24 protein-coding genes are annotated in these 24,931 nt (G+C 67.8%); 4 read left to right on the top strand and 20 right to left on the bottom strand.

The features are described from left to right. Positions 1 to 84: 84 nt before the first annotated feature. Both CWC60_RS01280 and CWC60_RS01285 read right to left on the bottom strand, forming a co-directional pair. Positions 85 to 4,041 carry a tetratricopeptide repeat protein gene (locus CWC60_RS01280; RefSeq protein ID WP_109792246.1) on the bottom strand — a complete coding sequence of 1,319 codons (3,957 nt, stop codon included), beginning with the start codon at positions 4,039 to 4,041 and terminating at the stop codon, positions 85 to 87. Positions 4,042 to 4,050: 9 nt separating this feature from the next. Next, the gene (locus CWC60_RS01285) at positions 4,051 to 6,276 is read right to left on the bottom strand and encodes a polysaccharide deacetylase family protein (protein WP_109792247.1); all 2,226 of its coding nucleotides are present in this window, start codon (positions 6,274 to 6,276) and stop codon (positions 4,051 to 4,053) included. Positions 6,277 to 6,363: 87 nt separating this feature from the next. On the opposite strand from CWC60_RS01285, the gene CWC60_RS01290 reads away from it, so the two are divergent. After that, positions 6,364 to 7,683: an MFS transporter gene (locus CWC60_RS01290; protein ID WP_109792248.1), complete on the top strand. Its 1,320-nt coding sequence runs from the start codon at positions 6,364 to 6,366 to the stop codon at positions 7,681 to 7,683. Here the strand turns inward: CWC60_RS01290 and CWC60_RS01295 are convergent. The 3 genes from CWC60_RS01295 to hppD form a co-directional block, all read right to left on the bottom strand. Further along, complete coding sequence (locus tag CWC60_RS01295) at positions 7,671 to 8,687, bottom strand: fumarylacetoacetate hydrolase family protein (RefSeq protein ID WP_109792249.1); 1,017 nt, start codon at positions 8,685 to 8,687, stop codon at positions 7,671 to 7,673. The two genes, CWC60_RS01290 and CWC60_RS01295, sit on opposite strands and share 13 nt — an antisense overlap. Further along, the gene (locus CWC60_RS01300) at positions 8,684 to 9,850 is read right to left on the bottom strand and encodes a homogentisate 1,2-dioxygenase (RefSeq protein ID WP_109792250.1); all 1,167 of its coding nucleotides are present in this window, start codon (positions 9,848 to 9,850) and stop codon (positions 8,684 to 8,686) included. The genes CWC60_RS01295 and CWC60_RS01300 overlap by 4 nt, the downstream gene beginning before the upstream one ends. Positions 9,851 to 9,918: 68 nt before the next feature. Continuing rightward, on the bottom strand, positions 9,919 to 10,998 hold the full coding sequence (gene hppD / locus CWC60_RS01305) for a 4-hydroxyphenylpyruvate dioxygenase (protein ID WP_109792251.1): 1,080 nt from the start codon (positions 10,996 to 10,998) through the stop codon (positions 9,919 to 9,921). Positions 10,999 to 11,068: 70 nt separating this feature from the next. On the opposite strand from hppD, the gene CWC60_RS01310 reads away from it, so the two are divergent. Continuing rightward, the gene (locus CWC60_RS01310; RefSeq protein WP_109792252.1) at positions 11,069 to 11,503 is read left to right on the top strand and encodes a MarR family winged helix-turn-helix transcriptional regulator; all 435 of its coding nucleotides are present in this window, start codon (positions 11,069 to 11,071) and stop codon (positions 11,501 to 11,503) included. 6 nt (positions 11,504 to 11,509) lie between these two features. On the opposite strand, the gene CWC60_RS01315 is transcribed toward CWC60_RS01310, so the two are convergent. The 7 genes from CWC60_RS01315 to CWC60_RS01345 all read right to left on the bottom strand — a co-directional run bounded on the left by CWC60_RS01315 (position 11,510) and on the right by CWC60_RS01345 (position 15,679). Next, on the bottom strand, positions 11,510 to 11,980 hold the full coding sequence (locus CWC60_RS01315) for a PAS domain-containing protein (RefSeq protein WP_109792253.1): 471 nt from the start codon (positions 11,978 to 11,980) through the stop codon (positions 11,510 to 11,512). A 102-nt stretch (positions 11,981 to 12,082) separates the two neighbouring features. Then, the gene (locus tag CWC60_RS01320; protein ID WP_164516308.1) at positions 12,083 to 12,466 is read right to left on the bottom strand and encodes a DUF1499 domain-containing protein; all 384 of its coding nucleotides are present in this window, start codon (positions 12,464 to 12,466) and stop codon (positions 12,083 to 12,085) included. Between the two features lie 16 nt (positions 12,467 to 12,482). After that, positions 12,483 to 12,908 (bottom strand): HIT family protein, encoded by a 426-nt coding sequence (locus tag CWC60_RS01325; RefSeq protein ID WP_109792255.1) that lies wholly within the window; start codon positions 12,906 to 12,908, stop codon positions 12,483 to 12,485. Beyond that, positions 12,909 to 13,667, bottom strand: a complete 759-nt coding sequence (locus CWC60_RS01330; protein ID WP_109792256.1) for an HpcH/HpaI aldolase family protein — start codon at positions 13,665 to 13,667, stop codon at positions 12,909 to 12,911. Beyond that, positions 13,664 to 14,731 carry an Ldh family oxidoreductase gene (locus CWC60_RS01335; RefSeq protein WP_109792257.1) on the bottom strand — a complete coding sequence of 356 codons (1,068 nt, stop codon included), beginning with the start codon at positions 14,729 to 14,731 and terminating at the stop codon, positions 13,664 to 13,666. The genes CWC60_RS01330 and CWC60_RS01335 overlap by 4 nt, the downstream gene beginning before the upstream one ends. Before the next feature lie 14 nt (positions 14,732 to 14,745). Further along, on the bottom strand, positions 14,746 to 15,207 hold the full coding sequence (locus tag CWC60_RS01340) for a DUF3237 domain-containing protein (protein WP_109792258.1): 462 nt from the start codon (positions 15,205 to 15,207) through the stop codon (positions 14,746 to 14,748). A 10-nt stretch (positions 15,208 to 15,217) separates the two neighbouring features. After that, positions 15,218 to 15,679: a DUF3237 domain-containing protein gene (locus CWC60_RS01345; RefSeq protein WP_109792259.1), complete on the bottom strand. Its 462-nt coding sequence runs from the start codon at positions 15,677 to 15,679 to the stop codon at positions 15,218 to 15,220. Between the two features lie 76 nt (positions 15,680 to 15,755). On the opposite strand from CWC60_RS01345, the gene CWC60_RS01350 reads away from it, so the two are divergent. After that, a complete protein-coding gene (locus CWC60_RS01350) occupies positions 15,756 to 16,127 on the top strand; it encodes an EthD domain-containing protein (RefSeq protein WP_109792260.1) in 372 nt (123 codons plus the stop codon). Between the two features lie 206 nt (positions 16,128 to 16,333). Here the strand turns inward: CWC60_RS01350 and CWC60_RS01355 are convergent, their stop codons facing one another. Then, entirely contained in the window at positions 16,334 to 17,311 is a 978-nt protein-coding gene (locus CWC60_RS01355) for an NADPH:quinone oxidoreductase family protein (RefSeq protein WP_109792261.1), read from the bottom strand. Between the two features lie 55 nt (positions 17,312 to 17,366). Beyond that, positions 17,367 to 18,380: an asparaginase gene (locus tag CWC60_RS01360; protein ID WP_109792262.1), complete on the bottom strand. Its 1,014-nt coding sequence runs from the start codon at positions 18,378 to 18,380 to the stop codon at positions 17,367 to 17,369. A gap of 37 nt (positions 18,381 to 18,417) precedes the next feature. On the opposite strand from CWC60_RS01360, the gene CWC60_RS01365 reads away from it, so the two are divergent. Then, positions 18,418 to 18,969, top strand: a complete 552-nt coding sequence (locus CWC60_RS01365) for an RNA methyltransferase (RefSeq protein ID WP_206419707.1) — start codon at positions 18,418 to 18,420, stop codon at positions 18,967 to 18,969. A 75-nt stretch (positions 18,970 to 19,044) separates the two neighbouring features. On the opposite strand, the gene CWC60_RS01370 is transcribed toward CWC60_RS01365, so the two are convergent. From CWC60_RS01370 to CWC60_RS01395, 6 genes are all read right to left on the bottom strand, one after another. Then, positions 19,045 to 19,686: a class I SAM-dependent DNA methyltransferase gene (locus CWC60_RS01370; protein WP_109792263.1), complete on the bottom strand. Its 642-nt coding sequence runs from the start codon at positions 19,684 to 19,686 to the stop codon at positions 19,045 to 19,047. 70 nt (positions 19,687 to 19,756) lie between these two features. Further along, positions 19,757 to 21,340: a lysine--tRNA ligase gene (locus tag CWC60_RS01375; RefSeq protein WP_109792264.1), complete on the bottom strand. Its 1,584-nt coding sequence runs from the start codon at positions 21,338 to 21,340 to the stop codon at positions 19,757 to 19,759. Between the two features lie 77 nt (positions 21,341 to 21,417). Next, on the bottom strand, positions 21,418 to 22,272 hold the full coding sequence (locus CWC60_RS01380; RefSeq protein ID WP_109792265.1) for a hypothetical protein: 855 nt from the start codon (positions 22,270 to 22,272) through the stop codon (positions 21,418 to 21,420). Further along, positions 22,269 to 22,631, bottom strand: coding sequence for a DUF6285 domain-containing protein (locus CWC60_RS01385; protein WP_109792266.1), 363 nt, complete (start codon positions 22,629 to 22,631; stop codon positions 22,269 to 22,271). Before CWC60_RS01385 ends, CWC60_RS01380 begins: the two co-directional genes overlap by 4 nt. 20 nt (positions 22,632 to 22,651) lie before the next feature. Next, positions 22,652 to 23,590, bottom strand: coding sequence for a TAXI family TRAP transporter solute-binding subunit (locus tag CWC60_RS01390; protein ID WP_109792267.1), 939 nt, complete (start codon positions 23,588 to 23,590; stop codon positions 22,652 to 22,654). After that, on the bottom strand, positions 23,587 to 24,924 hold the full coding sequence (locus CWC60_RS01395; RefSeq protein WP_109792268.1) for an aspartate aminotransferase family protein: 1,338 nt from the start codon (positions 24,922 to 24,924) through the stop codon (positions 23,587 to 23,589). The genes CWC60_RS01390 and CWC60_RS01395 overlap by 4 nt, the downstream gene beginning before the upstream one ends. Positions 24,925 to 24,931: the final 7 nt, after the last annotated feature.

Consider the following 24,931-nt stretch of genomic DNA (forward strand, 5'->3'; position numbering starts at 1 on the left):
TCCCCGCGTCTCAGTCAGCGGCGTGGGAACCTAGATCAACTCCGTGCCAGATGGAACACGGTTCCGCCCTGCCGGTCCGGGCGCTCAGTTCTCCCGCAGCAGACGATCGGCGCGTTCATAGGCGCCGGTCTCGATCAGCAGCGAGACGAAGTCGGCCAGCAGGGACCGGTCGCGCGGCCGCTCGGCGCGAAGCTGCTCGTAGAGCGCGATCGCGTCTTCCGTACGGCCCAGGGCCTCCAGGCCCGTGGCCCGCATGCGGCGGGACTCGAAGTCATTGGCGTCGCCGGCCTCGATGCGCGACAGCATTTCACGGTAAGCGCCGCGCGCCGCCTCCTGGCGATCCATCAGCGAGAGGGACTGGGCGTAGTAGTACCAGGGGCGGTGATCGGTCCGTCCCTTCGCGTCGGCGACGGCGAAATAGCGCTCCAGCGTCTGCACCGCCTTTTCCGCCCGGCCCTGGAAAGTAAAGGCCCTGCCGGCCCGGAGGAGCGCCGCCGGATCGTCGCCGATCATGCCCAGCGCACGGTCGTAGGCGGCCACCGCGACGCGGCCCTGGTCGGCCTGCTCCGCCCAGTCCGCGAGCCTGAGCAGCGTCTTCCCGTCGTCGGCGCGGGCGACGAGCGGCGAGAGAATTTGGCCGACGCGATCGAACCGCCGTTCCGTCACCAGGGCCCGGATCAGCGGCGCCAGCGTGGGATCATCCGGACGGCCGGGCGGCGGATCGGCGGCGATGGCGACAACGCGGCCCGGTGCGCCGGCATTGTTCAGAAACTGCAGCCATTCCGCCCGGTCATCGCCGGCGGCGGCCCTGGCGCGCTGCTCCAGCCAATCGACACCTGCCTCCGGCGGCCGCGGACCCCAGAGGTAGAGAAGCTGCTGCACGTCCGGGGAGGAAGGCGGTCGATCCTCCGCCAGCCGGCGGAACGAGGCCACCGCTTCGGGCTTCGCCTCCAGGTCGAGCAGCCTGAACGCGGCCTCCCGGCGCTGCTGCCGCGGCAGTTCGGGCAGACGGGCGCGGCGTTCCAGCCATTCCACCAGCTCGGGGCGGCGGCCCAGATCCGACAGCGCCGCCTCATAGGTGGAGGGCCATGTGCCCAAGGGATCGCCCGCGGCCGCCGTCTTCAGATAGGGCAACGCCTTCGCCGGTCCGCCGACCTCCAGCAGTTCGAACAGCAGCGGATCGCGCTGCGCCGGGGGAGGATCGCCGTCCAGCTTCGACATCAGCACCCGGGCGCGTTCCTCGTCGGACTGCGTCTGACGCAAGGCGTCCAGGTAGGCGGCTTCCCACTGCTTCGGATCCCCCTCCGCCAGGTCGCGCAGGATCGGCAGGGCGAAATCGGCCGCGCCGCCCTCGAGCAATGCGAACAGCAGCGCCGAGCGCACTTCCGGATCGAGATCGGGATCGTCGAGAGCAGTGCGTGCGAAGGCCTTCAGAGCCTCGGCATTGCCGCCCCGCCCGAGGGCCGCGACATAGGCCGACCGCACCTCCCTGTCGCCCGGCAGCAACGGACGGAGCACGGTCACGGCTTCTCCGGCCTGGCCGGCATCGGTCAGCGCCCGCCCCCAGATCAGCCGCGCCTCGTCGCCCGGATAGGCCTCGAACAGCCGTTCGGCGGCGGTGAAGGCCGTTGTCGCCGCGCCGCGCTCCTGCGCCAGATAATAGATATCGGCCAGCGCCTGGCGGCTGACGGTATCGGCGCCGCGCAACCAGTCCAGAACCCGCGCCGGCTCTCCCGCACGGGCCTCCAGCCTGGCCCAGCCTTCCAGCACCTGCGGCTCCCGGCGGCGCTCGATCAGGCGTCGGAACACCGGCAGACCCTGCTTCGCCTTGCCCAGTTCAAGGTACTGCGCCGCGAGGTCGGCGATGGCAAAGGCGGGTGTCGCCGAATCCTCCGCAAGGCTTTCCAGCAGGGCGAGGGAGCGCTCGTTCTCGCCCAGCAGCGACCACACCCGCGCCAGGTCGAGCCGGTCCGCATTGCGCAGATCGGGACGGGCCGCTGCCTTTTCCGCCCATTCCCGTGCGGCCGTTTCGTCGCCGCGGGCCAGCTCGACGCGCGCCGCCATCACCGGCCGCGCCGCCATGAACTGCGCCCCCACCTCGGCGACGATCTCGTCGACCAGGGCGAAATCGCCATCCACGGCGGCGTTCTCGGCCAGCGAGGCGATGGTGTCGTCATCGAACTTTCGCAGGTCCTGACGCCGGGCCTCGGCATAGGCGAGCTTCGGCTGGTCCAGCTCGATCGCCAGCGCCATGTAGTCGTCGGCGATCAGAACCGGCAGAGTGTCCTCCTCGGCTCGGGACCGCAGCCAGGCAAGGGCTTCGATCTTCCGGTCGGCCGCAACCAGCGCGGCGACATAACTCCCGGCGTCCTCCGCCGTGCCCGGCAGCAGTTCCTCCAGCACCGGCACGGCTTCGGCCGCGCGGCCATTGGCGATCAGCGCGTCGCCGTAGAGGCGGTGGGCCTCGCGGTCGGGGTGCTCCCTGTATAACCGCTCGGCCGCGGCCAGCGCCGATCTGGGCGCCAGTCCGGGCTGCGAGAGGAACACGATGTCGGCCAGCAGATCGCGATCCGCGATCGTGTTGGCTTGCAGCCAGTCGAGCAGCACGCTGTCCTGCCCTTCGCGCGCAGCCATACGGGCCCAGCCGGCCTCCGCCGCAGGCGACGGCCGTTCCCGGCGAAGACGTTCGAATGCGCGCAGCCCTGCCCGGGTCCGCTCGGTCGAAAGATAGAGTCCGGCGAGCGCGCGGACCGAGTCCTCGTCCAGGTCGCGGGCCGTCGCGATCCGTTCCAGCGTCCGTGCGGCTGCCTCGTCCTCTCCGAGCCGGAACTCCGCCCGGGCGAGGCGGATGAGCTGGCGGGCACGGAGATCGTCCGTCGCCCGCGCCCGCGCCACTTCCGCCCGCACTGCCTCCGGCATGCCGATGCCGAGCAGGACTTCCGCCATCAGCGCCGGATATCCGCGCCGGAAACTCTCGGAGGCCTGGGCATGGATCTGCTCCAGCAAAGCGTTGCGCCGCCAGGCCACGGCCGCGTCGCCGATCGCCGCAAGCCGGAAGTCGACGATGCCGGTCAGGTCGCGGTCCTTCAGCAGGCGTTCCAGAAGGTCAATGTCCTCGGCCAGCAGCGCCAGATCCAGCAGGACGGGCACGGCCAGGGAGGGCAGTTCGCCCCGCCTTTCCAGTTCCAGCAGCTTCTGCAGCGCCACCTGCTCCCGGTCGAGCGCCCGCTGCATGTCGGCCCAGGCGACCAGCAGCGGCGGCGTCAGATGCAGGTTCTCCTCGAAGCTCTCGAGCAGGCGGAGCCCGAAGGCCGCCTGACCCCGGTCCGCGATGCCGCGGATCACCGGCACAATGGCGGCGGGGCCATTGGTCTGGGCCATGCGCGCGACCACTTCCTGCGCCCGCGCCGTCTCGCCCGCCGCCGCGGCGGCCAGGACGTAGAGCCGGACCGACCGCGCCTCCAGCGAAGCCGGGTGAACGCGCCACATCGCCTCGAGTATCGCAAGCGCCTGGTCGAGGCTGCCGGACGAGGCGGCGAGCTCGGCGGCTTCCATGTAGTCGGCCGGTTTCGCCAGACCGCGGTCAACCAGCTCCGTCAGAGCGGGCAGCAGCCGCTCGTAGTCGCCGCGCGCCCGGTACAGGTCGACGAGTTGCCGGCGCTCCTGCGGCGTGCCCGCGCGGGCCACGATCTCTGCCAGCGCGGCGAGGAACTCGTCCCGGCGCTGATCGAACCGGTAGTATTCGGCCAGTCGCCGACGGGCCGCCACGTCGTTCGGATTGCGCGCCAGATAGTCCTCCAGCAGCGTGATCGCGTCATCGATCTCACCCAGGTTGAGGGCCAGATCGGCAAGCGGGGCGATGACCTGAACCGACCTGTCGCCTTCGCGGTAGCGCTGCAGCAGGGTCTCGCGGCCGGCGAGATCCGTGTCCTGACTGCTGAGCTGCAGCAGGGCCACGTCCTTTTCGCGCGGGATCAGCAGGAAGCTCAGACCGATTCCGAGCAGCACGACGACGGCCAGCAGGATCAGGTTGATGCGCATGGCCCGGAATCAGTTCCCGCCGAGACGCGAGAGGGTCACCGGCACCGGCTCGTAGACCTGGACCGGCAGAGTCACGTTCAGGACGCCATTTCGGCCGACGACGGCATCCGCGCGCACCGTCTCGCCGTCGGGCAGCACGGCCTCGGCGCGCCATCGCCCGGGCGCCATCCCGCCCCAGCGCATCTCGGCCGGACCGAAGCCTTCGCCGGTGAAGGCCAGCCGGTCAGCTGCCCGTTCCAGGCCGCGGATGCGCCAGCGGGCATCGATCAGCCATGGTGCGCCGGGGGCCGGCCCTGCGTCGGCCAGGGCGATCAACGGCTGCGCCACCTCGCCGTCCAGGGCGACGTAGAGGCTGCCCTGGTGACGGTTGAAGCCCAGCACCCCCTCGGAGCGGGAAAGATCGACGGCGATCGCGTCCGCCTTGTCGAAGCGCACGGTTTCCAGCGCCCCGCGGTCCAGCACCCGCCAGCGGCGCCCGCCCAGCGGCTCGAAACGCGTGGTGTAGAAACCTTCCGCCATCCGCGTGTAGTGAGAGGCGGTGACCGGCGCGATGCGCTGGCTGCGGGCGTATTCGATATTGGCGAGCAGTGCGTTCAGCGCCGCGTCCCGCTCACCGGAATACATGTGATAGTAGACGTTGATCGGCTTAAGCCGGCGCGGGTTCTCGGTGTTCTTCAGCGTGTGAACCAGGTCGCGGAAGCCGAAATAGCGGCCCGACCAGAGGTCCGTATAGGTGTTCTCATTGCTGTTGGCGGCGTAGATCTGGCGCTCGCCGCCGATCTCGAAACCGACGGGCGGCACATAACCCACCGAGGGATATTCGGGATCGAAGCGCGCATCGCCGCCATTGAGGTTGAGCAGACCGGCCTCGCGCGAGGCCCGGATCATCCGCGCGGACGGCGAGGTATCGCCCGACCATAGCACCAGCGCGACCTCCTTGCCCGGCGGGGTGAAACGGTTCACGACTTCGGAGGCGCCCTCGAACTCGAGGTCGATATCGAAGGGGACGTGCCCGAAGCCCCGCGGCTGGTCGTAGGCTTCCTTCAGGCTCACCACTCGGTTGGACGCTGTCTTCACCACCTCGGCGCCCCAGGCCTCGATGTCCGGATTGGGATAGAGACGGACGAAGGGCGCCTCCTTCTCCGGCGTATAGTCCTCGAAGAACCGCCATTCGAAGGGATGGCTGAAGGTGTGGTGTGCGCTTTCGACTTGCGGCAGGCGGAAGATTTCGCGGGCGATCTCCTGCGCCTTCTCGTCGCCCGACCATTCGGGATCCAGATCGGCGGCGATCGGCCCGACAGTGATCGGCAGATCGGGAAAGGGCTCGATCACCTTTTCCATCACCACCTGCGCCGAATAGGCTTCCTTGTCCCGGAAGGCGCGCACCAGACTGACATTTCGCCAGCCGTCCCCGTCAATATGGCTGAAATACATCCGCCGGCCCGACAATGTGGTCACGTCCGGCTTTGGCAAGGCGTCGGTGTCGAACACCTCGGCGAACAGGCGGAACGGATTGACGTACCACTGGGTGCGGAACAGGACCGGGTCCTTGTAGTACTCCCAGCCGCCCTCCACGAAGGCCCCGGCCGGCGAGATCATGAACAACGCGCTTTCGTCGCCGGACTGGCGGTTGCGCACCTTCAGAAGGACGCGGGTCTCGTCGGATACCGGCTCGTAGAGTTCGTAGGACGGCAGCCGCCCGCCCATGCGCCGTTCGAAATCGTAGAAGTCGGAGTCGCGGTGAACGATCTCGGTATCGAAGGTGACATCGATCCAGTCGCCGCCGAGCCGGAAGCCCAGGCGCCCGAGAAAGGCGTTGACCAGGCCCCGGTCGGTCTGGCGGCCCTGCTCGTTGGCGAGAAACCCGAGATCCCCCAGAAACACGAACTTCTTGCCCGCGTCGGCCATCCGGATGGCCCAGTCCAGAAACAGTTCCGGCTGGTTCATGCTGCCCTGCTCGAACCAGCTCACGACGCCGGCGACCGCCGGGTCGTCGACGGCGTCCTGCGGCAGCGGGTCCTCGAGTTCGTGATACTCGACGCGCAGCCCGAGCCAGTTGAGGGGCATCTCTGCCAGGCGGTGCAGGTTGTGCCGTTTCAGCGTGTCGTCATGCGGATGATGCAGGGCAATCACCTTGCGCGGCGCCTCCGCGGCAAGCGACGGCAATGCGCCCGCGGTCAACAGGACCACCGGCACGACGAGCAGACGCAGAAGGGATTTCACAAAACCGGTCATGGATGTCTATTGTCCAAGCAACTCTCCTGCCAAAGGGGAGTGTCATGATCCGCCGCCCGCAACAATAGCGATAACAGGGTTTCCGTCATGATCGCCGCCCTTGCGCCCGTCGCAGCGCTTCTGCTCAGCGTCGCCATGCTGCTGGTGGGCAATGGCCTGCAATCCACCCTGCTGCCGCTGCGCGCCGGAATCGAACAGTTCAGCTCGGTGCAGATCGGCGTCCTGGGCTCGGCCTATTTCGTCGGCTTCGCACTCGGCTGCTGGCGCGGTGCGACCGTCGTGCGTCGGGCAGGTCATATCCGCGCCTTCGCCGCCGTTGTCGCCATCGCCTCGACCTCGGCGCTCGTCCACTCTCTGATCCAGGAACCGGTGCTGTGGTGGTTCATCCGCTTCCTCACCGGCGCCTGCGTTGCGATCCTGTTCATGATCATCGAGAGTTGGCTGAACGAGAAGGCGACCAACGAGACCCGCGGCACGGTCTTCTCGGTCTACTCCGCGATCAACCTGGCGATGATCGCAGCCGGCCAGATGCTGCTGGCGACCGGCGATCCGGGCGGCTTCCCGCTTTTCCTCATGGCCTCCATCCTGGTTTCCCTCGCGGCGGTGCCGGTGGCGCTTTCCCGGTCAGAGAGCCCGGCGCCGATCGATCATGTCGAACTCCGCATCGGCAGGCTGTTCCAGCTCTCTCCGGTTGGCTTCTTCGGCTGTCTCGCCGTCGGCATGACGAACGGCGCCTTCTGGGCGCTGGCACCGCTGTTCGCGCAACAGAGCGGCGTCGACGTGGGCACCGGATTCATCGCGCTCTTCATCGGCATTTCCGTTGCGGCCGGCGCGCTGGGTCAGTGGCCGCTCGGCCTGCTCTCGGACCGCATCGACCGGCGCAAGGTGATCGTCGCCGCCGCCGCACTGGCCAGCCTGTCCGGCCTGGCGCTGGCCCTGTTCGGGGACATCTCGCCTACGGTGATGCTGCTGGCGGTTTTCGGCTTCGGCATGTTCGCGTTCCCGCTCTACGCCCTCTGCGTGGCCCACGCCAACGACTTCGTCGGCGCCGACAGCTTCGTCGAGGCGGCGAGCGGCCTGCTGCTGACCTGGGCGGCGGGCGCGGTGATCGGCCCCGTCATCGCCTCGGCGCTGATCGCGGGCGCGGGACAGGCGGGCCTGTTCTATTTCACGGCGGCGACGCATCTGATGCTTGTCGTCTTCGTGCTGATGAGAATGCGCCGGCGCAGCGCGCAGCCGGTCGAGGACAAGGGCAACTTCGTCGACGCCATCAACGCCAGCACCACGCTCGCGCCGGTGGATGTCACCACGACTGCGTCGCCGAACCCGGCAGACGCCGCGCCGGAAGCGACGCCCGAAGCACCCGCGGAGGACGCCGGGGCGAAGCCCGAGGATCAGCGCCCGTAGCGGACGACCTTCTGGTCGATGGCGCCGAAGATGGAATGGCCGTCTTCATCCTGCATGTCGATGCGGATACGGTCGCCGAATTTCATGAACGGAGTAGAGGGCTTGCCCTGGGCGATCGTCTCGATGGTGCGGATCTCGGCGATGCAGGAATAGCCAGACCCGCCCTCGCTCACCGGCCTGCCCGGCCCGCCATCGGCGCCGCGGTTGGAGACGGTGCCCGAGCCGACGATCGTGCCGGCCGAGAGCAGCCGGGTCTTCGCCGCGTGCGCCACCAGCTCGGGAAACGAGAAGGTCATGTCAACGCCGGCTTCGGGGCGGCCGAACGGCTTCTCGTTGAGCCATGACAGCAGCGGGCGATGAACCTTGCCGTCCACCCAGGCCCCGCCCAGCTCGTCCGGGGTCACCGCCACGGGGCTGAAGGCGCTGGACGGCTTGCCGTGGAAGAAGCCGAAGCCCTTGGCCAGTTCGGCCGGGATCAGACCGCGAAGGGAAACATCGTTCACCAGCATCAGGAGCTGGATGTGCTCCGCCGCCGCTTCCGTCACCGTCGCCATGGGCACATCGTCGGTGATCACCGCGATCTCGGCCTCGAAGTCGATGCCATGATCCTCGGAAATCGCCGGGATATCGTCGGTCGGGCCGAGAAAGCTGTCGGAGCCGCCCTGATACATCAGCGGATCGGTCCAGAAACTCTCCGGCATCTCAGCGCCGCGGGCCTGCCGGACCAGCTCGACGTGGTTCACATAGGCCGATCCGTCCGCCCATTGGTAGGCGCGCGGCAGCGGCGAGGCGCACCGGGCGGGATCGAAATCGAAGATCTCCCGTCCGCCGCCGACATTGAGCGAATGATACATGGCGTCCAGCAGCGGCCGGCAGTGGCCCCAGTCATCCAGCGCCGCCTGCAGCGTGGGCGCGACATCGGTGGCCGGCGCGGCCTTCGTCAGGTCCTTCGAGACGACGACCAGCCGGCCGTCGCGCCCGTCCTTCAGCGATGCGAGTTTCATCGGCCGGTCTGATCCGCTGCATCGCGGGCGGCGCGGTTGGCCATGCCCCAGCTCTTCACGTAGTCGGGGTTCTCGGTGGCCTCCGCCGCCTCGGCGACCTGCAGCGGATCGCGGGTGTCGATCATCACCGCGACCTCGTCGGTGGCCGCCTTCTTCGGCGTGAAGGCGTGTTTCAGCGCACCCGGCTGCGGCCCGTGGGGGAAGCCGCAGGGGTGCAGGGTAATCATGCCGGCATCGATATTGTCGCGGCTGAAGAAGTCGCCCGCGTGATAGAACAGCACCTCGTCATAGTCGTTGTTCGAATGGAAGAAGGGCACCTTCAGGGCTCCGGGATCGCTCTCGAAGGGCCGCGGGCAGAAGGTGCAGACGACGAAGCGTCCCGCCAGAAAGGTGGTGTGGGCGCTGGGCGGCACGTGGTAGCGCGCGCTCATCAGCGGGCGGATATCGCGCCAGTTGACCTTCACCGGGCAGAGGTCGCCCTTCCAGCCGGCGGCGTCCAGCGGGTTGAAGGGATAGGTCACCGTGGAGACGCCGCCGCGTGCCTTGATCTCCATGCGCCATTCGCCGTCGCCCTGCTGCGCGCGGAAGGCCTCGTCCAGCTTCGGCGTCTCCAGCATGGCCGGATCGAAGATGGCGTGGTTACCGACCAGGCCCTTGTCGGGGAGGACATAGGACTCGTTGGTCGCCTCCATCAGCAGCGCCTCGACGGGCTCCGAGGGCTCGATCCGCCAGGTCGTCGCCCGGGGCAGCATGATGTAGTCGCCGTCGCGGAAGCTCATGTGGCCGAAATCGCAGAACAGCTCGCCCGCGCCCTTGTGGACGAAGATCAGATCGTCGCCGTCGCCGTTCCGCGCCAGGGACTTCATGGCGGTGTCCTGACGCCAGAAACGCACCTTCACGGAGGCATTGTGGAGCAGCAGGTCCGCGTCCCAGGGGCCTTCATGGCCGCCATTGAGCTTCTGGGTGTCGAAGGCACGGGGCTTCAGCGGACCCTCCCAGTCGACCCAGCCCGTCGGCGGGTTGCGGTGATAGATATGGCTCGCGGGGCCGAAGAAGCCCTCCTTGCCGAACTCGCGCTCAAAGGTGCCCTCGGGCAGGTCGGCATGGGCCTGGCGGCTCACCTCGCCTTCCATCCTGGGGAACTGGATCCAGTTCTTCGCCATTCTCCGCTTCCTCCCATTCTGTCATTCCCGCGCAAGGCGGGGATGTCATCTCCGTCATTGCCCGGACGCTACTGCTTCTCCGCGCCGTCCTTGATGTAGCCGCGGCGGATCTGGTCGAGCTCGATACTCTCGAACAGCGCCTTGAAGTTGCCTTCGCCGAACCCCTCGTTGCCCTTGCGCTGGATGAGTTCGAAGAAGATCGGGCCGATCACCGTCTGGGTGAAGATCTGCAGCAGCAGGCCGCCGCCCTGGTCCGGGCCGCCGTCGATCAGGATCGAGTTCCGCTTCAGCCGCGCCAGATCCTCGCCATGATCGGGCACGCGGGCGTCGACGCCCTCGTAATAGGTCTCTGGCGTCTCCTGGAAGGGCATGCCGAGCGTCCTGAGATGTTCGACGGTCGCGTAGATGTCGTCGGTTCCCAGCGCCACGTGCTGGATGCCCTCGCCGCGGTACTGTTCCAGATATTCGTGGATCTGGGACTTGTCGTCGGAACTCTCGTTGATCGGGATGCGGATCTTGCCGCAGGGGCTGGTCATGGCCTTGGATTTCAGCCCCGTCACCTTGCCTTCGATGTCAAAGAAGCGGACCTCGCGAAAATTGAACAACCGCTCGTAGAAGTCCGCCCATTCGGCCATGCGGCCGCGGTGCACGTTATGGGTCAGGTGATCGATATAGGTCAGCCCCGCGCCCTTGGGCTTGCGCTCGGCGCCGGGAATGGGCTCGAAATCCACCTCGTAGATCGAACCCTTCTCGCCATAGCGGTCGACAAGATAGATCAGGCTGTCGCCGATGCCCTTGATCGCAGGAATGGAAAGCTCCATCGGCCCGACCTTCGTCTCGACGCCCCAGGCGCCGTTGTCGAGGGCGCGCCGATAGGCCTTCGCCGCATCCTTCACGCGGAAGGCGATGGCGCAGGCGCTGGGGCCGTGCAGGCGCGAGAAGGAGCGCGGGAAGCCAGTCTCCTCGGCGTTCAGGATCAGGTTGATGTCGCCCTGGCGGTACAGGGTCACGTTCTTGGAACGGTGGCGGCCGACGGCAGTGAAGCCCAGCTTCTCGAACAGGTCGCCCAGCGGTTCCGGCTCGGGCGCGGTGAATTCGATGAACTCGAAACCGTCGGTGCCCATCGGATTGTCCCAGAGATCGGGCATGGGGGAGATCCTTCCCTGGCTGGAGATTTTCCTTGCCCCGATAATAGTTTCAATTGAAACTATTATCAAGATGAATGAACCGACCCTCGACCTGCCCGCCTTCCTCCCCTACCAGCTTTCGGTTGCCGCAAACCGCGTGAGTAACCGTCTCGCCCGCATCTATGCCGACCGTTTCGATCTGACCATTCCCGAATGGCGGGTCATGGCGGTGCTGGGCCGTTTCCCCGGTCTCTCGGCGGTCGAAGTCGCCGAGCGCACGGCGATGGACAAGGTGCGTGTCAGCCGCGCCGTCTCGCGGCTGCTCAGCGCCGGGCGGCTGGAGCGGCGAACCGATCCGGAGGACCGGCGGCGGACGGAACTGAGGCTTTCGGAGGCAGGCCGGGCGATCTATGCGGAGATCGTGCCGCTGGCGCGGCGGTTCGAGCGCAGCGTGATGGCGGAGCTGGCGCCGGAGGAACTGGCGGCGCTGCGCCGCGCCCTCGGGAAACTGCTCGCGGACGGCTGAGTGCCCTCAGCGCTCCATCCGGCGGGCGCGGGCCTCGATGGCGGCGCTGGCGGAGATGACGAATTCCATCGCGATGAGAAATCTGACGGGCTGGCCGTCCTGGTCGACCAGCGGCGCGACGGTCGCCTCGATCGCCTCGTAGACGGCATTGTCGCCGAAATTGGGAATGCGGGTCTCGAGGCAATCGCACGTGTTCCCAGCGCGCCGCAGGAACGCCACCAGGTCGCGATAGCGTCCGCGCTCGCTGTCGCCGTCGAATGTCCTGCGCATGGCGATGTGACCGAGGCAGCGTTCGGCCGACGTGCCGATCAGCCTGAAACGGAAGTATCTCCCGCCTTCGAGGCTCTCCACCAAGGCAAGATCGGGCAACAGCCCCCGGATTTCACCGGGATCGATATCCTGGCGTTTCGGCAGCGCCCCTTCGCGCTGTTTCGAAAGCCAGTAGGCCCGCAGCATGGCGCCCACTCCGGATGACATTGTCCCACTCCCTATCTGGATTTCCAGATGGAGCCTGTCTCGCAACGGGCGAGCCAGAGCGGGCCGGATTCACGCCACGGTCATGATTTTTGCAATTTCGGTTCAGTTTTCCAGCTTTGCGAGCCAGTCGTGTACGCGCCGGCGGTTGACCCCGAAATCCCGGTATCCCAGGCGCGAGCGGCTGTAGACCGCGATGGTCGACCGGCCCTCCGGCATTTCAATGGCCAGGACATCGACATGGTCGGGAAAGCGGAAGACCTTGGATTTCTGAACAAACACCATCTGTCCCCGCCTGCGCTCGTCTTCCAGCACCCGCACCCGCGGCTCCGCCAGCGCCACCGTGCGGAAGCGGTTGATCAGCATATCGGCGGGCAAGTCGAAGCTCGGCGCGCGCTCATGCGGTGTCGCATTCTGACACAGACCATCCGGCGCCAGGAGGAACTGGTTCGGCTTCCGGTTGAGTTCGAAGGTCGCGAAATCGATCACGATTCGTGCTGCACTCTCAAAAGGTGAATCGGATATCAACCATATCGCGCAGCCGCTCCACCAGCTCGTGCGCGGCCTCGGGCTCCATGGGTTCCGGCTCGCCGGCGCCCCAGATCGGGCCGGGCCAGGCGGCGTCACCCTTCAGCCGTCCGATGACATGTACATGCATCTGCGGCACCTGGTTGCCCAGCGTGGCGACGTTGGTCTTGTCGGCTCCGATCAGTTCCCGGACCGCGCGCGCGGCCTCGGCCGCCTCCTCGATCAGCGCCGCCCGGTCCGCCTGAGACAGGTCGAACAGTTCCACCGCTCCCTCGCGGCGCGGAATCAGCAGCAGCCAAGGCCAGCGGCCATCGTCGACCAGCCGCACGTGACACAGCGGCCAGTCGCCGACCGCCAGGCTCATGTCGGCCAGCCGCGGATCGATCCGGAATCCCGCGGCCATCTACTTGCGCGCCAGCGCGATCTCGGCCGTCGCGGCCTTGCGCATCAGGGAGACGTCGTTGGCGATGGTGCAGAGGCGGAAGCCCTGCTCGAAGCAGCGCTTCGCGTGATCGCCGCCGGCGGTGTGGATGCAGGGCACCACCCCGGCGTCGACGGCCGTGCGGCGGACATGCTCGATCGCCTCCAGTACTTCCCTTTCGGTCGGATCCGGCGCCGGCGGATGGCCGATGCCGAGCGCCAGGTCGGACGGACCGATGTAGATGGCGTCCAGACCTTCGACCGAAACGATCTCGGCAATGTTGTCGAGTGCGGTCCTGGTCTCGATCATGGCGAAGGCGATGACCGTATCGTTGGCGTTCTTCGCGTAGTCCGGCCCCATGTAGAGCGGGCCGCGCACGCTGGCGAAGGAGCGGAAGCCGTGCGGCGGGTAGCGCATGGCCTGCACCAGGTGCTCGGCCTCGGCGGCGGTGTTGACCATCGGACAGATCAGCCCCAGCGCGCCGGCGTCGAGCACCTTCATGATCCAGACCGGGTCGTTCCAGGGGATGCGCGCCAGCGGCGTCGCCGGCTGTACCGATATGGCCTGCAGGATCGGCAGGGCCTGGTCGAAATCGATCATGCCGTGCTGCAGGTCCACGCCCACCGAATCGAAATCCAGCGAGGCCATGATCTCGGCCGAATAGCTGCTGGAACTGGCCAGCCAGCCGTTCACGACATTGCCGCCCGCGTTCCAGATCTCACGGACCCTGTTGGTTCTCATGTTTCGCTTCCCTTCCCTCGGATCGGATTCGGTGCTGGCACACGCAGGCGCTCCGCCCATTCGGCAAGCCGCGGCATGATGTCGGGATAGAGCTCGACACCCCGCTTTTCCTGCTCGCGCTTCAGTTTCAGCGCCCGTTCGCCCGGCAGGCGCACCGCCGGCGCGCCCTTCGGCCGGCGTGCGGCGCGGCAGGCATCGGCCAGGAAGCCGGTCTCGGCGGCGAAGGACTCCAGGCCGCCGGAGGCCTCCGGATCGATCAGCATGACCATCACCGAGGCGCCGTGCTGGCCAGGCTTCTCGCGCCGGCCGAAGCCGGCGAGGCCGGATGTCATCGCCTCCACCATCAGGCCGAGGCCGAAACCCTTGTGGCCACTGTCCAGCCCGCCCAGCGGAAGCAGCGCGCCGCCATCGCCGAAGACCGCCGGATCGTCGCTCGCCTGGCCGTCCGCGTCGACCAGCCACTTGCCGGCCAGCCTTTCGCCATCGGCGCCCGCGCGTCCGGTCAGGCCCATCGTGGTGATCGAGGCCGATATGTCGATCAGCACCGGGTCGCCCGGGGTCGGAATGCCGACGCCGATGGGGTTGGGCGTGTAGACCGGCTCCGTGGCGCCATGGGGTGCCACACCCCGGTTGGCGGGATCGGAGGAGAACAGCAGCATCATGAAGCCGCGCGCCGTCGCCACGGGCAGGAAGCTGGCCAGGCAGGCGATGTGGCCGGAGCGGCGGATGGAGAGCGCGCAGAGGCCGTACTCCCGCGCCCGCGCCATGGCCGTGTCCATGGCGTGCCGGACCAGCCAGACACCGGAGAGGTAGTTGCCGTCCCACAGCACCGCCGGGCCGGTATCGGAGAGCACCTTCGGCTCGCCGGTGCGCGGCATCTCCCGGCTGGCCAGCGCCTCGAGATATTGCGGCGCGAGGTTCAGGCCGTGGGTGTCGTGGCCCATCAGATCGGCGTCGACGAGCATCTCGGCCACGACCCCGGCGCGGTCGGCGGGCATGCCGGCCTTGCGGAGCAGATCCGCGGCGAAGCGTTTGAGCCGGGCGGCGTCGTAGCGTTCGCTCATCGCCGCCCGTCCCCTCAGAGTACCTGGTGGACGCTGTAACGCGGCCCCTTGGCGCGCGCCTCGCCCATGCCGACGGCGACGATGTTGTTCATCCAGTAATATCGCTCGTCGCCGGTCTCGAAGCTCGGTGCGATGCGCATGTAGTATTCCGACGGGTCCACCTTCTCGCCCGCATCGAGGCGCTTCAGCACCTCGCGGGGTCCGTGGCGGAAGCCGTGATACTTCATCAGGATCAGCGCGCCGTCATCGCTCTCGATCGTGATCCGGACGTCGAGAACGGACACCCCGCCCTTGCGGACGACGATCCAGTCGCCCGACGCCCCGGTCAGCACCGTGCCCTTCAGCCGGGGCCCTTCCACCGTGCCGCCGCCGACGTCGGCGATCAGCCGGTGGCCGTTGAAGGTCTGACCGATCAGGGTCAGCCCGGCGACGTCGATGGAGAGATCGAACAGGTGCTCGAACTGCAGTTCGCCCATGCCCGCCTCCTCAGAGTATCTTGTGAATCTGGTACACGGGCCCGCCCGGCGTGCGGTGCCCGGTGCCGATGTAGATATTGCGGTTCAGGAAATCGTACTTCTCCGCCGCCGTCTCGAAGCGCGGCGCGATGCGGAAATAGTAGAGCGAGGGGTCGACCTCCTCGCCCGCCGCCAGACGCTCCATCACCTCCTTAGGACCGTGCCGGCGGCCGCCATAGGTCATGTAGATCAGGCAGTCGTCGTCGGTCTTCAGCGTCACCCGCACATCGAGATGCGTCGAGCCGTCGTCGGTGAAGAGCAGCCAGTCGCCGCCGGGACTGGGCAGCGCCTCGCCCTTCATCGCCGGTCCCTCGAATCGCCCGCCGGTCACCGTCGCAATGCGCCGTCCGCCGAAGGGCCCGCGGCCCAGATCGCGGATCTGCGGTACGTCGAAGCGTACGGTGAACAGCGGTTCCGTCTTGATCTCGGACATTTTTCTGCCCCCTCCCCGCTTGTGTGCCGCCATTATAGGGACCGATCAGCGACGGGAAACAGGGGAGTGCCGACCGATGATCAAGATCACCTTCTGTCTGCGCCGCAAGCCGGGCATGAGCCTGGAGGAATTCCACGACTACTGGCTGAACCAGCACGGCCCGCTGGTGCGGAAACACCAGAAGGCGCTGCGCATGGTGCGCTACGTCCAGGTGCACACCATCCAGACGAAACTGTCCGCCGGTATGCAGGGCGCGCGCAAGGCGACCGAGGGTTTCGACGGGGTGGCCGAACTGTGGTGGGAATCGATCGGGGAACTGGAAAAGTCCCTCGACGATCCGGCTGCACGCGAGGCCGGCCGGATCCTGCTGGAGGACGAGGCGAAATTCATCGACCTGCCCAACTCGCCGCTCTGGTTCGGCGAGGAACACGTGGTGGTGGGGGAATGAAGCCAGCTTGAGGCCCCGGGACTTGATCCCGGGGCCCAGTCGGGCGTGTCCACCCTACCTACCGGCAGCCCCAATACGCCTACTCCGCCGCCGGCTGGATCCCGGGGTCAAGCCCCGGGCAGTACAGGAAGGCAGCGGCCGCGCAAGACCCGAGATTCAGAAGGCGCGCGAGCCGGCCGATCCAGCCCTCGCGCGCCAACCTGAATCTACCGCACGTTGACGATCACCTTGCCGGTGGCCTTGCGCGCGGCCAGCGCCTTCAGCGCGTCCGGCGATTTCTCCAGCGGGAAGCGCATGGAGACATGGGGGTTGAGCTTGCCCTGGGCGCACCAGTTGAGCAGCGTGTCGAACTGCTCGCGGCAGCGGTCGGGATAGCGCTCGGTCCAAGCGCCCCAGAAGACGCCGACGATCTGGCACTGCTTCAGCAGCACCAGATTGGCCTTGGCTTCCGGAATGCGGCCCGAGGCGAAACCGATGACCAGCAGCCGCCCGTCCCAGTTGATGCAGCGGAGCGATTCGTCGAAGGCATCGCCGCCGACGGGGTCGTAGATGACGTCCGCGCCCTTGCCGCCGGTCAGTTCCTTGACCGTGTCGCGGATCGACTGTTTCGAATAGTTGAAGACATGATCCGCGCCGTACTGGCGGACGATGTCCATCTTCTCGTCGGAGCCGACCGTGCCGATAACGGTCGCGCCCATCAGCTTGCCGAGTTCGACCGCGTTGAGGCCGACGCCGCCCGAGGCGCCATGCACCAGCAGCACCTCGCCGGGCTTGAGCTGCCCCCGGTCCTTCAGCGCGTGATAGGTGGTGCCGTAGGTGACCGGAAAGCCGGCCGCCTGCTCGAAGCTCACGCCGTCGGGCAGCTTGAAGGTCTTCTTGGCCGGGGCCGAGACCTTCTCCGCGAAACCGCCGTCGCCGCAGGCCGCCATGACCCGGTCGCCCACCGCCACGTCGGTCACGCCCTGGCCGATCTCGGCCACCACGCCGCCGACTTCCATGCCGGGCGAGAAGGGAAAATCGGGCTTGAACTGGTACTTGCCGCCGATCAGCAGGATGTCGGGGAAGTTCACCCCGCAGGCGTGCACGTCGATCACCACCTCGCCCGGTCCGGCTTTCGGGTCCGCCGTCTCCTCGAACACCAGGTCGTCCGGCCCGCCCCAGGCCTTGCAGAGCATTGCTTTCACGATCTCTCTCCCCTTCGCGTGAACTGCGCTTCGATAGCGCGCGGCCCGTGGCCGGTCAAACCTCGCTCGCCTCGGCGACCCGGCCGGTAACCAGGCCGTCCCAGTTGCGTATCTCGGGCCGGCAGTGGCGGCGCAGCGCCGCTTCCGCCTCGCCATCCAGCAGACCGAGTTCGGCCAAGATGTTCCAGACCGCCGCCGCCGACGCGCGCGGCGCGCCATCCTCCGCCTTCAGCACGGCGCCGAGACGCTTTTCCGTCATGTAGATGAAATAGACCCCTTCGGCCCCGGTCTTGCTGAACACCCGGCCCGCGAAAGCGCGGATCAGATCGGTGTCGACGCGGTCGGTGCCGCCGACCATCTCCGGCGCATCGGCCATCGCCGCCTGAAGCCGCCGGCAGGCGGCGGCGCGGACATCGCCCAGCCGCGCCGGATCGGCTTCGGCGAAGCGCGCCGCGGCGACCGCCATGACGCCCAGCGGCAGCGCCGGATTGGGCGCCGAACAGCCATCGATCCCCACCGGGGCGCCGGAAAGGTCCATGCCCGTCATGGCGCTCACGGCGTCGAAGACGCGGCGCTGCACCGGATGCTCGCGCCCGGCATAGCCCTCGATCGGCTCCCCCATGTGAAGCGCGGTAGCCAGCATGCCCGCATGCTTGCCGGAGCAGTTGTTGTGCACACGGCCCGGCTGACGGCCCTCGCGGATCATTCGCGCCATATCGGCCTCCCGCCTGGGCCATTGCGGGCCGCAGGCCAGCGCCGACGGATCGAGACCCATCCGCGCGAGCCAGGCGCTCACCGCGTCCGCGTGCATGTCCTCGCCCTCGTGGGAGGCGCAGGCCAGCGCCAGCTCGGCCGGCGAGCACGCGAAACGGTCGGCGGCGCCCGTCTCCACGAAGGGCAGCGCCTGCAGCGCCTTCAGCGATGAGCGCGGGAAGGCGACCAGACCGGCCTCGCCGTGGACGGAGACCAGGTCGCCGTCCGGCCCCGCCACCACCGCATGCACGCGGTGCCGGCTTTCGACGGCGCCGCCGCGGGTCGCGACGATCTCGATGGGGCCGCTGCTTGTCATTCCGCTACTCCCGGTCCATAGGTCTGGGGCGGCATATATGGAGCAAGATTTCGTGCGTGGCTATTTCGGTATCGGCGTCTGGCGGTTTTCCAAGCCGATGAACGCGGGCAACCTGTTCCGCACGGCGCACGCCTTCGGCGCCAGCTTCGTGTTCACCATCCAGGCGGATTACGACGTCCGCCGCGCCCGTTCCGACACCTCCGTCGCGCCCCGTAACATCCCCTGGTACGACTACGAAAGCCCGGAGGCCTTCCAGACGCCGAAGGGCTGCCGGCTGATCGGCATCGAACTGACCGACGAGGCCATCGACCTGCCGCGTTTCCATCATCCGGTCTCGGCGGCCTATATCCTGGGGCCGGAGCGCGGCTCCCTGACCGAACCGCTGCTGTCGCGCTGCGACCATGTGGTGCGCATCCCGACCAAGTTCTGCGTCAACGTCGCCACCGCGGGCGCCATTGTGATGTACGACCGCGTCCTGGTCCACGGGCAGTTCGGTCAGCGCGCCCTGACCAACGCCAGCGCCCCGCCCGAGCGCGAAGCCCATGTCCATGGCGGACCGGTGCAGCGGCCAAGGCGGGCGGAAAGCTGAGATCGTTGCGAGGTCACAGGTATTGACGCGCTCGCAGGACGCCGTACTCGGCCCGGTCCGGGATTCCTTCCGACCTCAGCCGATGCGGAAGACGCCGTAGATCACGCCGATCCTGTCGGCGAAATCCTCGTGCAGCGCGAGATAGGGAAGCGGCCTGGTGACCTCGATCTTCGCCCACTGCCCTTCCCGCTCCAGTCCTTCCATCAGCCCCGGATAGCCGCGCGGCTCGAAGAAGTCCTCCCGGCAGGTGAAGACCACGACCCCGCCCGGCCGGACCACGCGGGTCCATTCGCGGAACAGCGGCTCGGCCTCGACATAGGACAACACGCCGACGCAGAGCACGCCGTCGAAGCTGTTGGCCCCGAACGGCAGCGCCTTGTTCAGATCGACTTCCTGCGTGGCGTCATAGACGTCCTTCGACGCCGCCAGTTCCAGGCTGTGGGTGGAGACGTCGACGCCGGTCAGCGCCCCCTTCGCGCCCGCCGCGCGCAGCGCCTGACCGGTCATGCCCGTGCCGCAGCCGCAGTCGAGAATGCGCGCGCCGGCGAAGTCCTCGAGCTCCGCAGCCAGAAAGCCGGCCGCGCGTTCGGGCGCCTCGTAGCCCCATTCGCGGAGCTGGCGGTCGTAGTCGTCCGCCAGGGCATCATAGTGCTCGGCGTTCTCCGGCCCCTTCATGGAAACGGCCCCGTCGCCGCGGATGACCTTGTCGCTGGACATGTACTGCCTCCCCTTCACGCGAAAGGGACAAGCCTAGCGATCCGAGCCGGTTTGTCGAACCAGCGGCCCCTCAGGCGGCGTTGCGGGCCAGCGCGCCTTCGATCAGGTCGACGCTTTCCTTGATGCCGTAGAGCGCCACGAAGCTGCCGAAACGCGGCCCCTGGGACTGGCCGAACAGGACCTCGTAGAGGGCGCGGAACCAGTCGCGCAGGTTCTCGAAGCCGTGATCCTTGCCGACCTCGTAGACCTCGTTCTGGATCTCCTCGCCGGTGAGGCCGGGCCTCATGTTGCGAAGCCGCCCGGCAAGGTCGGCCATCGCCGCCCGCTCCTGATCGGTCGGGTCGCGATATGCCTTCTCCGGCTTCACGAAGTCGCGGTAATAGGCCAGCGCATAGCCGACGAGCCGGTCCAGCGTCGGATTGCTCTCCGGCGTGGCGTCGGGCGCGTAGCGGGTGATGAAACCCCACAGCACCGACTTGTCCTCGGTGTTGCAGACGCTGGCCAGGTTCAGCAGCATCCCGTAGCTGACCGGCATGTCGTGGGCCGGCACCTCCTCGTTGCCGTGGATGTGCCAGGCCGGATTCTGCAGTCGTTTCGCGGCGTCTTCCTCGGCGTATTTCGCACAGAAGGCCAGATACTCGTCGACGGCCTTGGGGATGACGTCGAAATAGAGCCGCTTTGCCCGGCGGGGCTGCTGGAACATGAACAATGCCAGGCTCTCCGGGCTGGCGTAGGTCAGCCAGTCCTCGATCGACAGGCCGTTGCCCCTGGTCTTGGAAATCTTCTCGCCGTTCTGGTCCAGGAACAGCTCGTAGGTGAAACCCTGCGGCGGCTGGCCGCCCAGAATGCGGCAGATCTGACCGGACAGGCGGACCGAATCGATCAGGTCCTTGCCCGACATTTCATAGTCCACGCCGAGGGCGACCCAGCGCATGGCCCAGTCGGCCTTCCACTGCATCTTCACCCGGCCGCCGGTGACCGGGGTCTCGATCTTCTTTCCGTCCTCGCGCTGATAGACGATCGTGCCCGCATCCACGTCGCGCTCGATCACGGGCGCCATCAGCACGCGGCCCGTCTCCGGGCAGACCGGCAGGAACGGGCTGTAGGTCGCGCGCCGTTCCGGGCCCAGCGTCGGCAGGATGACGTTCACGACCTTGTCGTAGTGAACCAGGAAAAGCTTCAGGACCTCGTCGAACTCGCCGGCGCGGTAGCAGTCGGTGGCCGAGCGGAATTCGTAGTCGAAGCCGAAGCGGTCGAGGAAGGCGCGCAGCCGGGCATTGTTGTGGCGGCCGAAGCTGTCATGGGTGCCGAAGGGATCCGGCACCTCGGTCAGCGGCTTGCCCAGATGCGGCTCCAGCAGTTCCGGGTTCGGGATGTTGCCCGGCACCTTGCGCAGGCCGTCCATGTCGTCGGAGAAGGCGATCAGCCGGGTCGGCACGTCGGGTGCGAGGATCTCGAAGGCGCGGCGCACCATGGTGGTCCGCGCCACTTCGCCGAAGGTGCCGATGTGCGGCAGACCCGACGGCCCGTAGCCGGTCTCGAACAGCACATGGCCCTTGTCGTTCGTCACCGTCTCGAGCCGTTTCAGCAGGTCGCGCGCCTCCTTGAACGGCCAGGCGTTCGATTCCAGGGCGAGGTCGCGCAGTTCGGACATGGTCAGACTTCTCTGTACAGGCGGGAAAACCGGCCCTTTCGGGGCGCGGCGGAAACTAGGCTCCGGTGACGTTCAGGTCAATCGACGCGCCCCAGATTGCCGTGCGCCATGGTGCGGAACGGCTGGCCCTGCTGCTGGCTTACCCGGATGCGGTAGTAGCCCGCGTTGTGCAGCTCGCAGAGAAACCGTTCGCCGCGCGCCGAATTGATGAAATAGGTGACGTAGAGGTCGTTGCGCTCCGGAATCGGATCGCCCTCGAAGCTCTGCCCCTTCAGCGGCGGCATGTTGTTCAGGATGTATATGCACTGCTCGTAGCCGGGCCGGGCACGTTCCGCCTCCGCCCCCGACAGGCGCTCGAAGTTCGCGTCGCGCAGATCGATGACCTGCTGACGGAAGCCGCCGCGCGGCAGGACGGCGAGAATGGCGATGAAGTCGCCTTCCGATACGAGGCCCGGCCTTGCGGCGGTGAAGAGTTCCATCAGTTGCTCGACATGACCGGGCATGTAGATCTCGCCGAGGCGCCGCACCGCCTGTCGGGCGGCCTCCCGGTCCGCATGCGCCGGTGCATCGTCACCGCGGGCGTTGCGGCGCTCGTTGTCCAGCCAGGTGAACTTGACACGCTTGACCAGACCCTCGAAGCCGACGGGCTCGTAGATCGTCACCCGCGCCGTGCGGTGTTCGCCGATCAGGCAGTGCCGCCGCCGGTCGTCGAATTCCGTGGCGCCGCGTTCGACCACGCTCTCGCATTCGAAGGAGTCCTCGATACGCGCGCTCTCCGCACCGAATTCGGCGAAACCCTGCCCCGGCGTGACATTCGCAGCATCGTCCGAGCCGAACAGCCTTTCCCAGAGGCTCATCGCCTCGACCGGCGCGGCGGCGGCCGATCCGAGCAACAGCACCGCCAGCAGGATGCGCGGGAGGCGAAGACTCATCCGCCGCTCCGCTCGAGATATTTCGGGTTGGCCACCTGCAGCTTCTCGCGAACGGTGCGGCGCAGATGCTCCAGCACGCGGCCGTCCTCGCCGTCGAAATCGCCGGCGGCGATGGCCCCGGCCAGCGCGGCGTTCAGGTCCGCGCGGCCGCCGGCCTGGCCCAGGATGTCCCTGAGCCTCGCCGTCTCCGCTTCCGCCAGCACCGCGTCCCCGGCCAGTTCCCGGCGCACGATGGCGATCGCGTTGGCGGCGACGCGGGCATGGAACCGCGGCTGCCCTTCCAGGCGCATGGCGGCATCGTCGCGCAGAAAGCCCTCCACCGCGTCCAGCAGTTCATCGACCGTGGGCCGGTCCTGCATCGTGCTTCTCCCTGGTCGTCTCAGCGCCAGCCCTGCTCCCGATAATAGCGCAGCGCGCCGGGGTGCAGGGGGGCCGTGTATCCGCGCGTCGCCATGTCCTCGGCACGCAGATGATAGAGCGTCGGGTGCAGTCGGTGGAAGCGGGCGAAATCGCCGAAGACGGAGCGGACCAGCGCGTGAACGGTCTCCTCCGGCATGGCGGCCGAGGCCATCAGCACGGCGCCCGGCCCCATGCTGGCGGCGTAGGCGGGATTTCCCGGATAGAGGCCGCCCGGAACCTCGGCCCTCCGGTAATAGGGATATTCCGCCAGAACCTGATCCACCGACCGTCCCGTCACCGGCAGGACGCGAAGGTCGCAGCGGAATGCCTGCTGCACTGCGGCCGAAGGGTGGGCGGCGGTGAAGGCCAGGGCGCTGACCCGCCCGTCGCAGAGCGGCCCCGCGCCGGTGTCCACGTCGTCCACCGCGGTCCAGCCGAACGCCGCCAGCACCGCCTGCGTCGACAGCCTCGCGCTGGACAGCGGATCGGCCAGGGCGATGCGGCGGTAGCGGAGGTCGGCGAAGCGGCGCACGGCCGAATCGGCGCGCACCAGAACGGTAAGCGGCTCGGAATGGAGCGCGAAGACCGCACGAAGCTCGGTGAAAGGGCTCTGGGCCTCGAAGCGCACCGCGCCGTTCTGCGCCTCGAAGGATCGGTCGGAACGAACGATACCGAAATCCAGTTCGCCGCTCCGGATGGTGTTGAGGTTGTAGACGGAGCCGCCGGTCGGCTCGACGGCGCAGCGCAGGCCGTGGCTCTCCCGGGCGCGGTTGACCATGCGGCAGACAGCGCCGCCGGCGGCGTAGTAGCTGCTGGTCACGCTGTCGGTGCCGATGGTGATGAAGCGCTGCTCGACGTCCGCAGCCCTTCCCGGCCAGGCGGCCAGCGCCAGCGCACAGGCGAGCAGCAGCCCTCTCACCCTCCGGCTCCGTCGATCGCGGCGTCGACCGCTTCACCCAATCGCCCGACGATCTCCGACAGGTCGGCGTCGCCTGCAATGAACGGCGGGGCCAGGATCACGTGGTCGCCCCGGACACCGTCGATGGTGCCGCCGCCGGGATAGCAGATCATGTCCCGCTCCAGCGCTGCGCGCTTGATCCGCTGATGCAGCTTCACGGACGGTTCGAAAGGCGCTTTCGTGGTGCGGTCGCGGACCAGTTCCAGTCCCAGAAAGAGTCCGCGTCCGCGGATCTCGCCGACATGGGGATGGTTGCCGAAGCGCTCCAGCAGCAGGCGTTCCAGAAGCGCGCCCTTTGCCGCCACGCCCTCGACCAGGCCGTCATCGACCAGGCGGCGATGGACCGCCAGCGCGCCGGCGGCGGCGACCGGGTGACCCAGATAGGTGTGCCCGTGCTGGAACGCGCCCGAACCCGCGGCAATGGCGTCGCGAATGCGCCGCGAGAGCAGCATCGCCCCGATCGAGACATAACTGGCGCCGAGGCCCTTGGCGCAGGTCAGGATATCGGGGACGACGTCTTCCTGCTCGCAGGCATAGAGCGACCCGCAGCGGCCCATGCCGCACATCACCTCGTCCAGAATCAGCAATACGCCGTGCCGGTCCAGCACTTCGCGGACCTTGCGGAAATAGCCGGGAACGGCCGGGGCGGCGCCGAGCGAGGCGCCGACCACGGGCTCGGCGATGAATCCGGCGACACTTTCGGGGCCGAGACGCCGTATCTCCGCGTCGAGTTCGGCGGCCAGCCGGTCGCCATAGGCCGCGTCGCTTTCGCCTTCCTCCTGGCCGCGATAGCCATAGCAGGGGCTGACATGGCTCCAGTCCATCAGGATCGGGCGATAGGGCTCGCGGCGGGCCATGTTGCCGCCGACCGAAAGCGCGCCGATGGTGTTGCCGTGATAGCTTTGACGCCGGGCGATGAAACGATGCCGCGCCGATTCACCCTTCTCGAGAAAGTACTGCCGCGCCAGCTTGAGCGCCGCCTCGTTGGCCTCGGAGCCGCCGGAGACGAGATAGGCGTAGTCCAGATCGCCCGGCGCCGCCGCCGTCAGCCGCAACGCCAGTTCCTCCGCCGCCTCGCTGGTGAAGAAGCCGGTATGGGCATAGGCCAGCCGCCGCGCCTGATCGGCCACCGCTTCGGCCACGGCGGCGTCGCTGTGGCCCAGGCAGGACACCGCCGGACCGCCCGAAGCGTCCAGATAGCGCCGGCCGTCGGCCGCCACGATGTAGAGACCGTCGCCGCGCACGGCGACCGGCAGGTCGCGGTCGGTCGTCCGATGCAGGATGTGGCTCGCCATTCCCGTT

Source organism: Minwuia thermotolerans, from assembly GCF_002924445.1.
GTDB classification, from domain to species: domain Bacteria; phylum Pseudomonadota; class Alphaproteobacteria; order Minwuiales; family Minwuiaceae; genus Minwuia; species Minwuia thermotolerans.

Excerpts from the sequence above, each read along its gene's own strand:
- CWC60_RS01335 (WP_109792257.1), bottom strand. The coding sequence starts at position 14,731 with ATGAGCGAACGCTACGACGCCGCCCGGCTCAAACGCTTCGCCGCGGAT.
- CWC60_RS01365 (WP_206419707.1), top strand. The coding sequence starts at position 18,418 with ATGGAGCAAGATTTCGTGCGTGGCTATTTCGGTATCGGCGTCTGGCGG.
- CWC60_RS01285 (WP_109792247.1), bottom strand. The coding sequence starts at position 6,276 with ATGACCGGTTTTGTGAAATCCCTTCTGCGTCTGCTCGTCGTGCCGGTG.
- CWC60_RS01310 (WP_109792252.1), top strand. The coding sequence starts at position 11,069 with ATGAATGAACCGACCCTCGACCTGCCCGCCTTCCTCCCCTACCAGCTT.
- CWC60_RS01380 (WP_109792265.1), bottom strand. The coding sequence starts at position 22,272 with ATGAGTCTTCGCCTCCCGCGCATCCTGCTGGCGGTGCTGTTGCTCGGA.
- hppD (WP_109792251.1), bottom strand. The coding sequence starts at position 10,998 with ATGCCCGATCTCTGGGACAATCCGATGGGCACCGACGGTTTCGAGTTC.
- CWC60_RS01325 (WP_109792255.1), bottom strand. The coding sequence starts at position 12,908 with ATGGCCGCGGGATTCCGGATCGATCCGCGGCTGGCCGACATGAGCCTG.
- CWC60_RS01295 (WP_109792249.1), bottom strand. The coding sequence starts at position 8,687 with ATGAAACTCGCATCGCTGAAGGACGGGCGCGACGGCCGGCTGGTCGTC.
- CWC60_RS01330 (WP_109792256.1), bottom strand. The coding sequence starts at position 13,667 with ATGAGAACCAACAGGGTCCGTGAGATCTGGAACGCGGGCGGCAATGTC.
- CWC60_RS01340 (WP_109792258.1), bottom strand. The coding sequence starts at position 15,207 with ATGGGCGAACTGCAGTTCGAGCACCTGTTCGATCTCTCCATCGACGTC.
- CWC60_RS01350 (WP_109792260.1), top strand. The coding sequence starts at position 15,756 with ATGATCAAGATCACCTTCTGTCTGCGCCGCAAGCCGGGCATGAGCCTG.
- CWC60_RS01290 (WP_109792248.1), top strand. The coding sequence starts at position 6,364 with ATGATCGCCGCCCTTGCGCCCGTCGCAGCGCTTCTGCTCAGCGTCGCC.
- CWC60_RS01375 (WP_109792264.1), bottom strand. The coding sequence starts at position 21,340 with ATGTCCGAACTGCGCGACCTCGCCCTGGAATCGAACGCCTGGCCGTTC.
- CWC60_RS01370 (WP_109792263.1), bottom strand. The coding sequence starts at position 19,686 with ATGTCCAGCGACAAGGTCATCCGCGGCGACGGGGCCGTTTCCATGAAG.
- CWC60_RS01315 (WP_109792253.1), bottom strand. The coding sequence starts at position 11,980 with ATGTCATCCGGAGTGGGCGCCATGCTGCGGGCCTACTGGCTTTCGAAA.
- CWC60_RS01360 (WP_109792262.1), bottom strand. The coding sequence starts at position 18,380 with ATGACAAGCAGCGGCCCCATCGAGATCGTCGCGACCCGCGGCGGCGCC.
- CWC60_RS01280 (WP_109792246.1), bottom strand. The coding sequence starts at position 4,041 with ATGCGCATCAACCTGATCCTGCTGGCCGTCGTCGTGCTGCTCGGAATC.
- CWC60_RS01395 (WP_109792268.1), bottom strand. The coding sequence starts at position 24,924 with ATGGCGAGCCACATCCTGCATCGGACGACCGACCGCGACCTGCCGGTC.
- CWC60_RS01385 (WP_109792266.1), bottom strand. The coding sequence starts at position 22,631 with ATGCAGGACCGGCCCACGGTCGATGAACTGCTGGACGCGGTGGAGGGC.
- CWC60_RS01300 (WP_109792250.1), bottom strand. The coding sequence starts at position 9,850 with ATGGCGAAGAACTGGATCCAGTTCCCCAGGATGGAAGGCGAGGTGAGC.
- CWC60_RS01345 (WP_109792259.1), bottom strand. The coding sequence starts at position 15,679 with ATGTCCGAGATCAAGACGGAACCGCTGTTCACCGTACGCTTCGACGTA.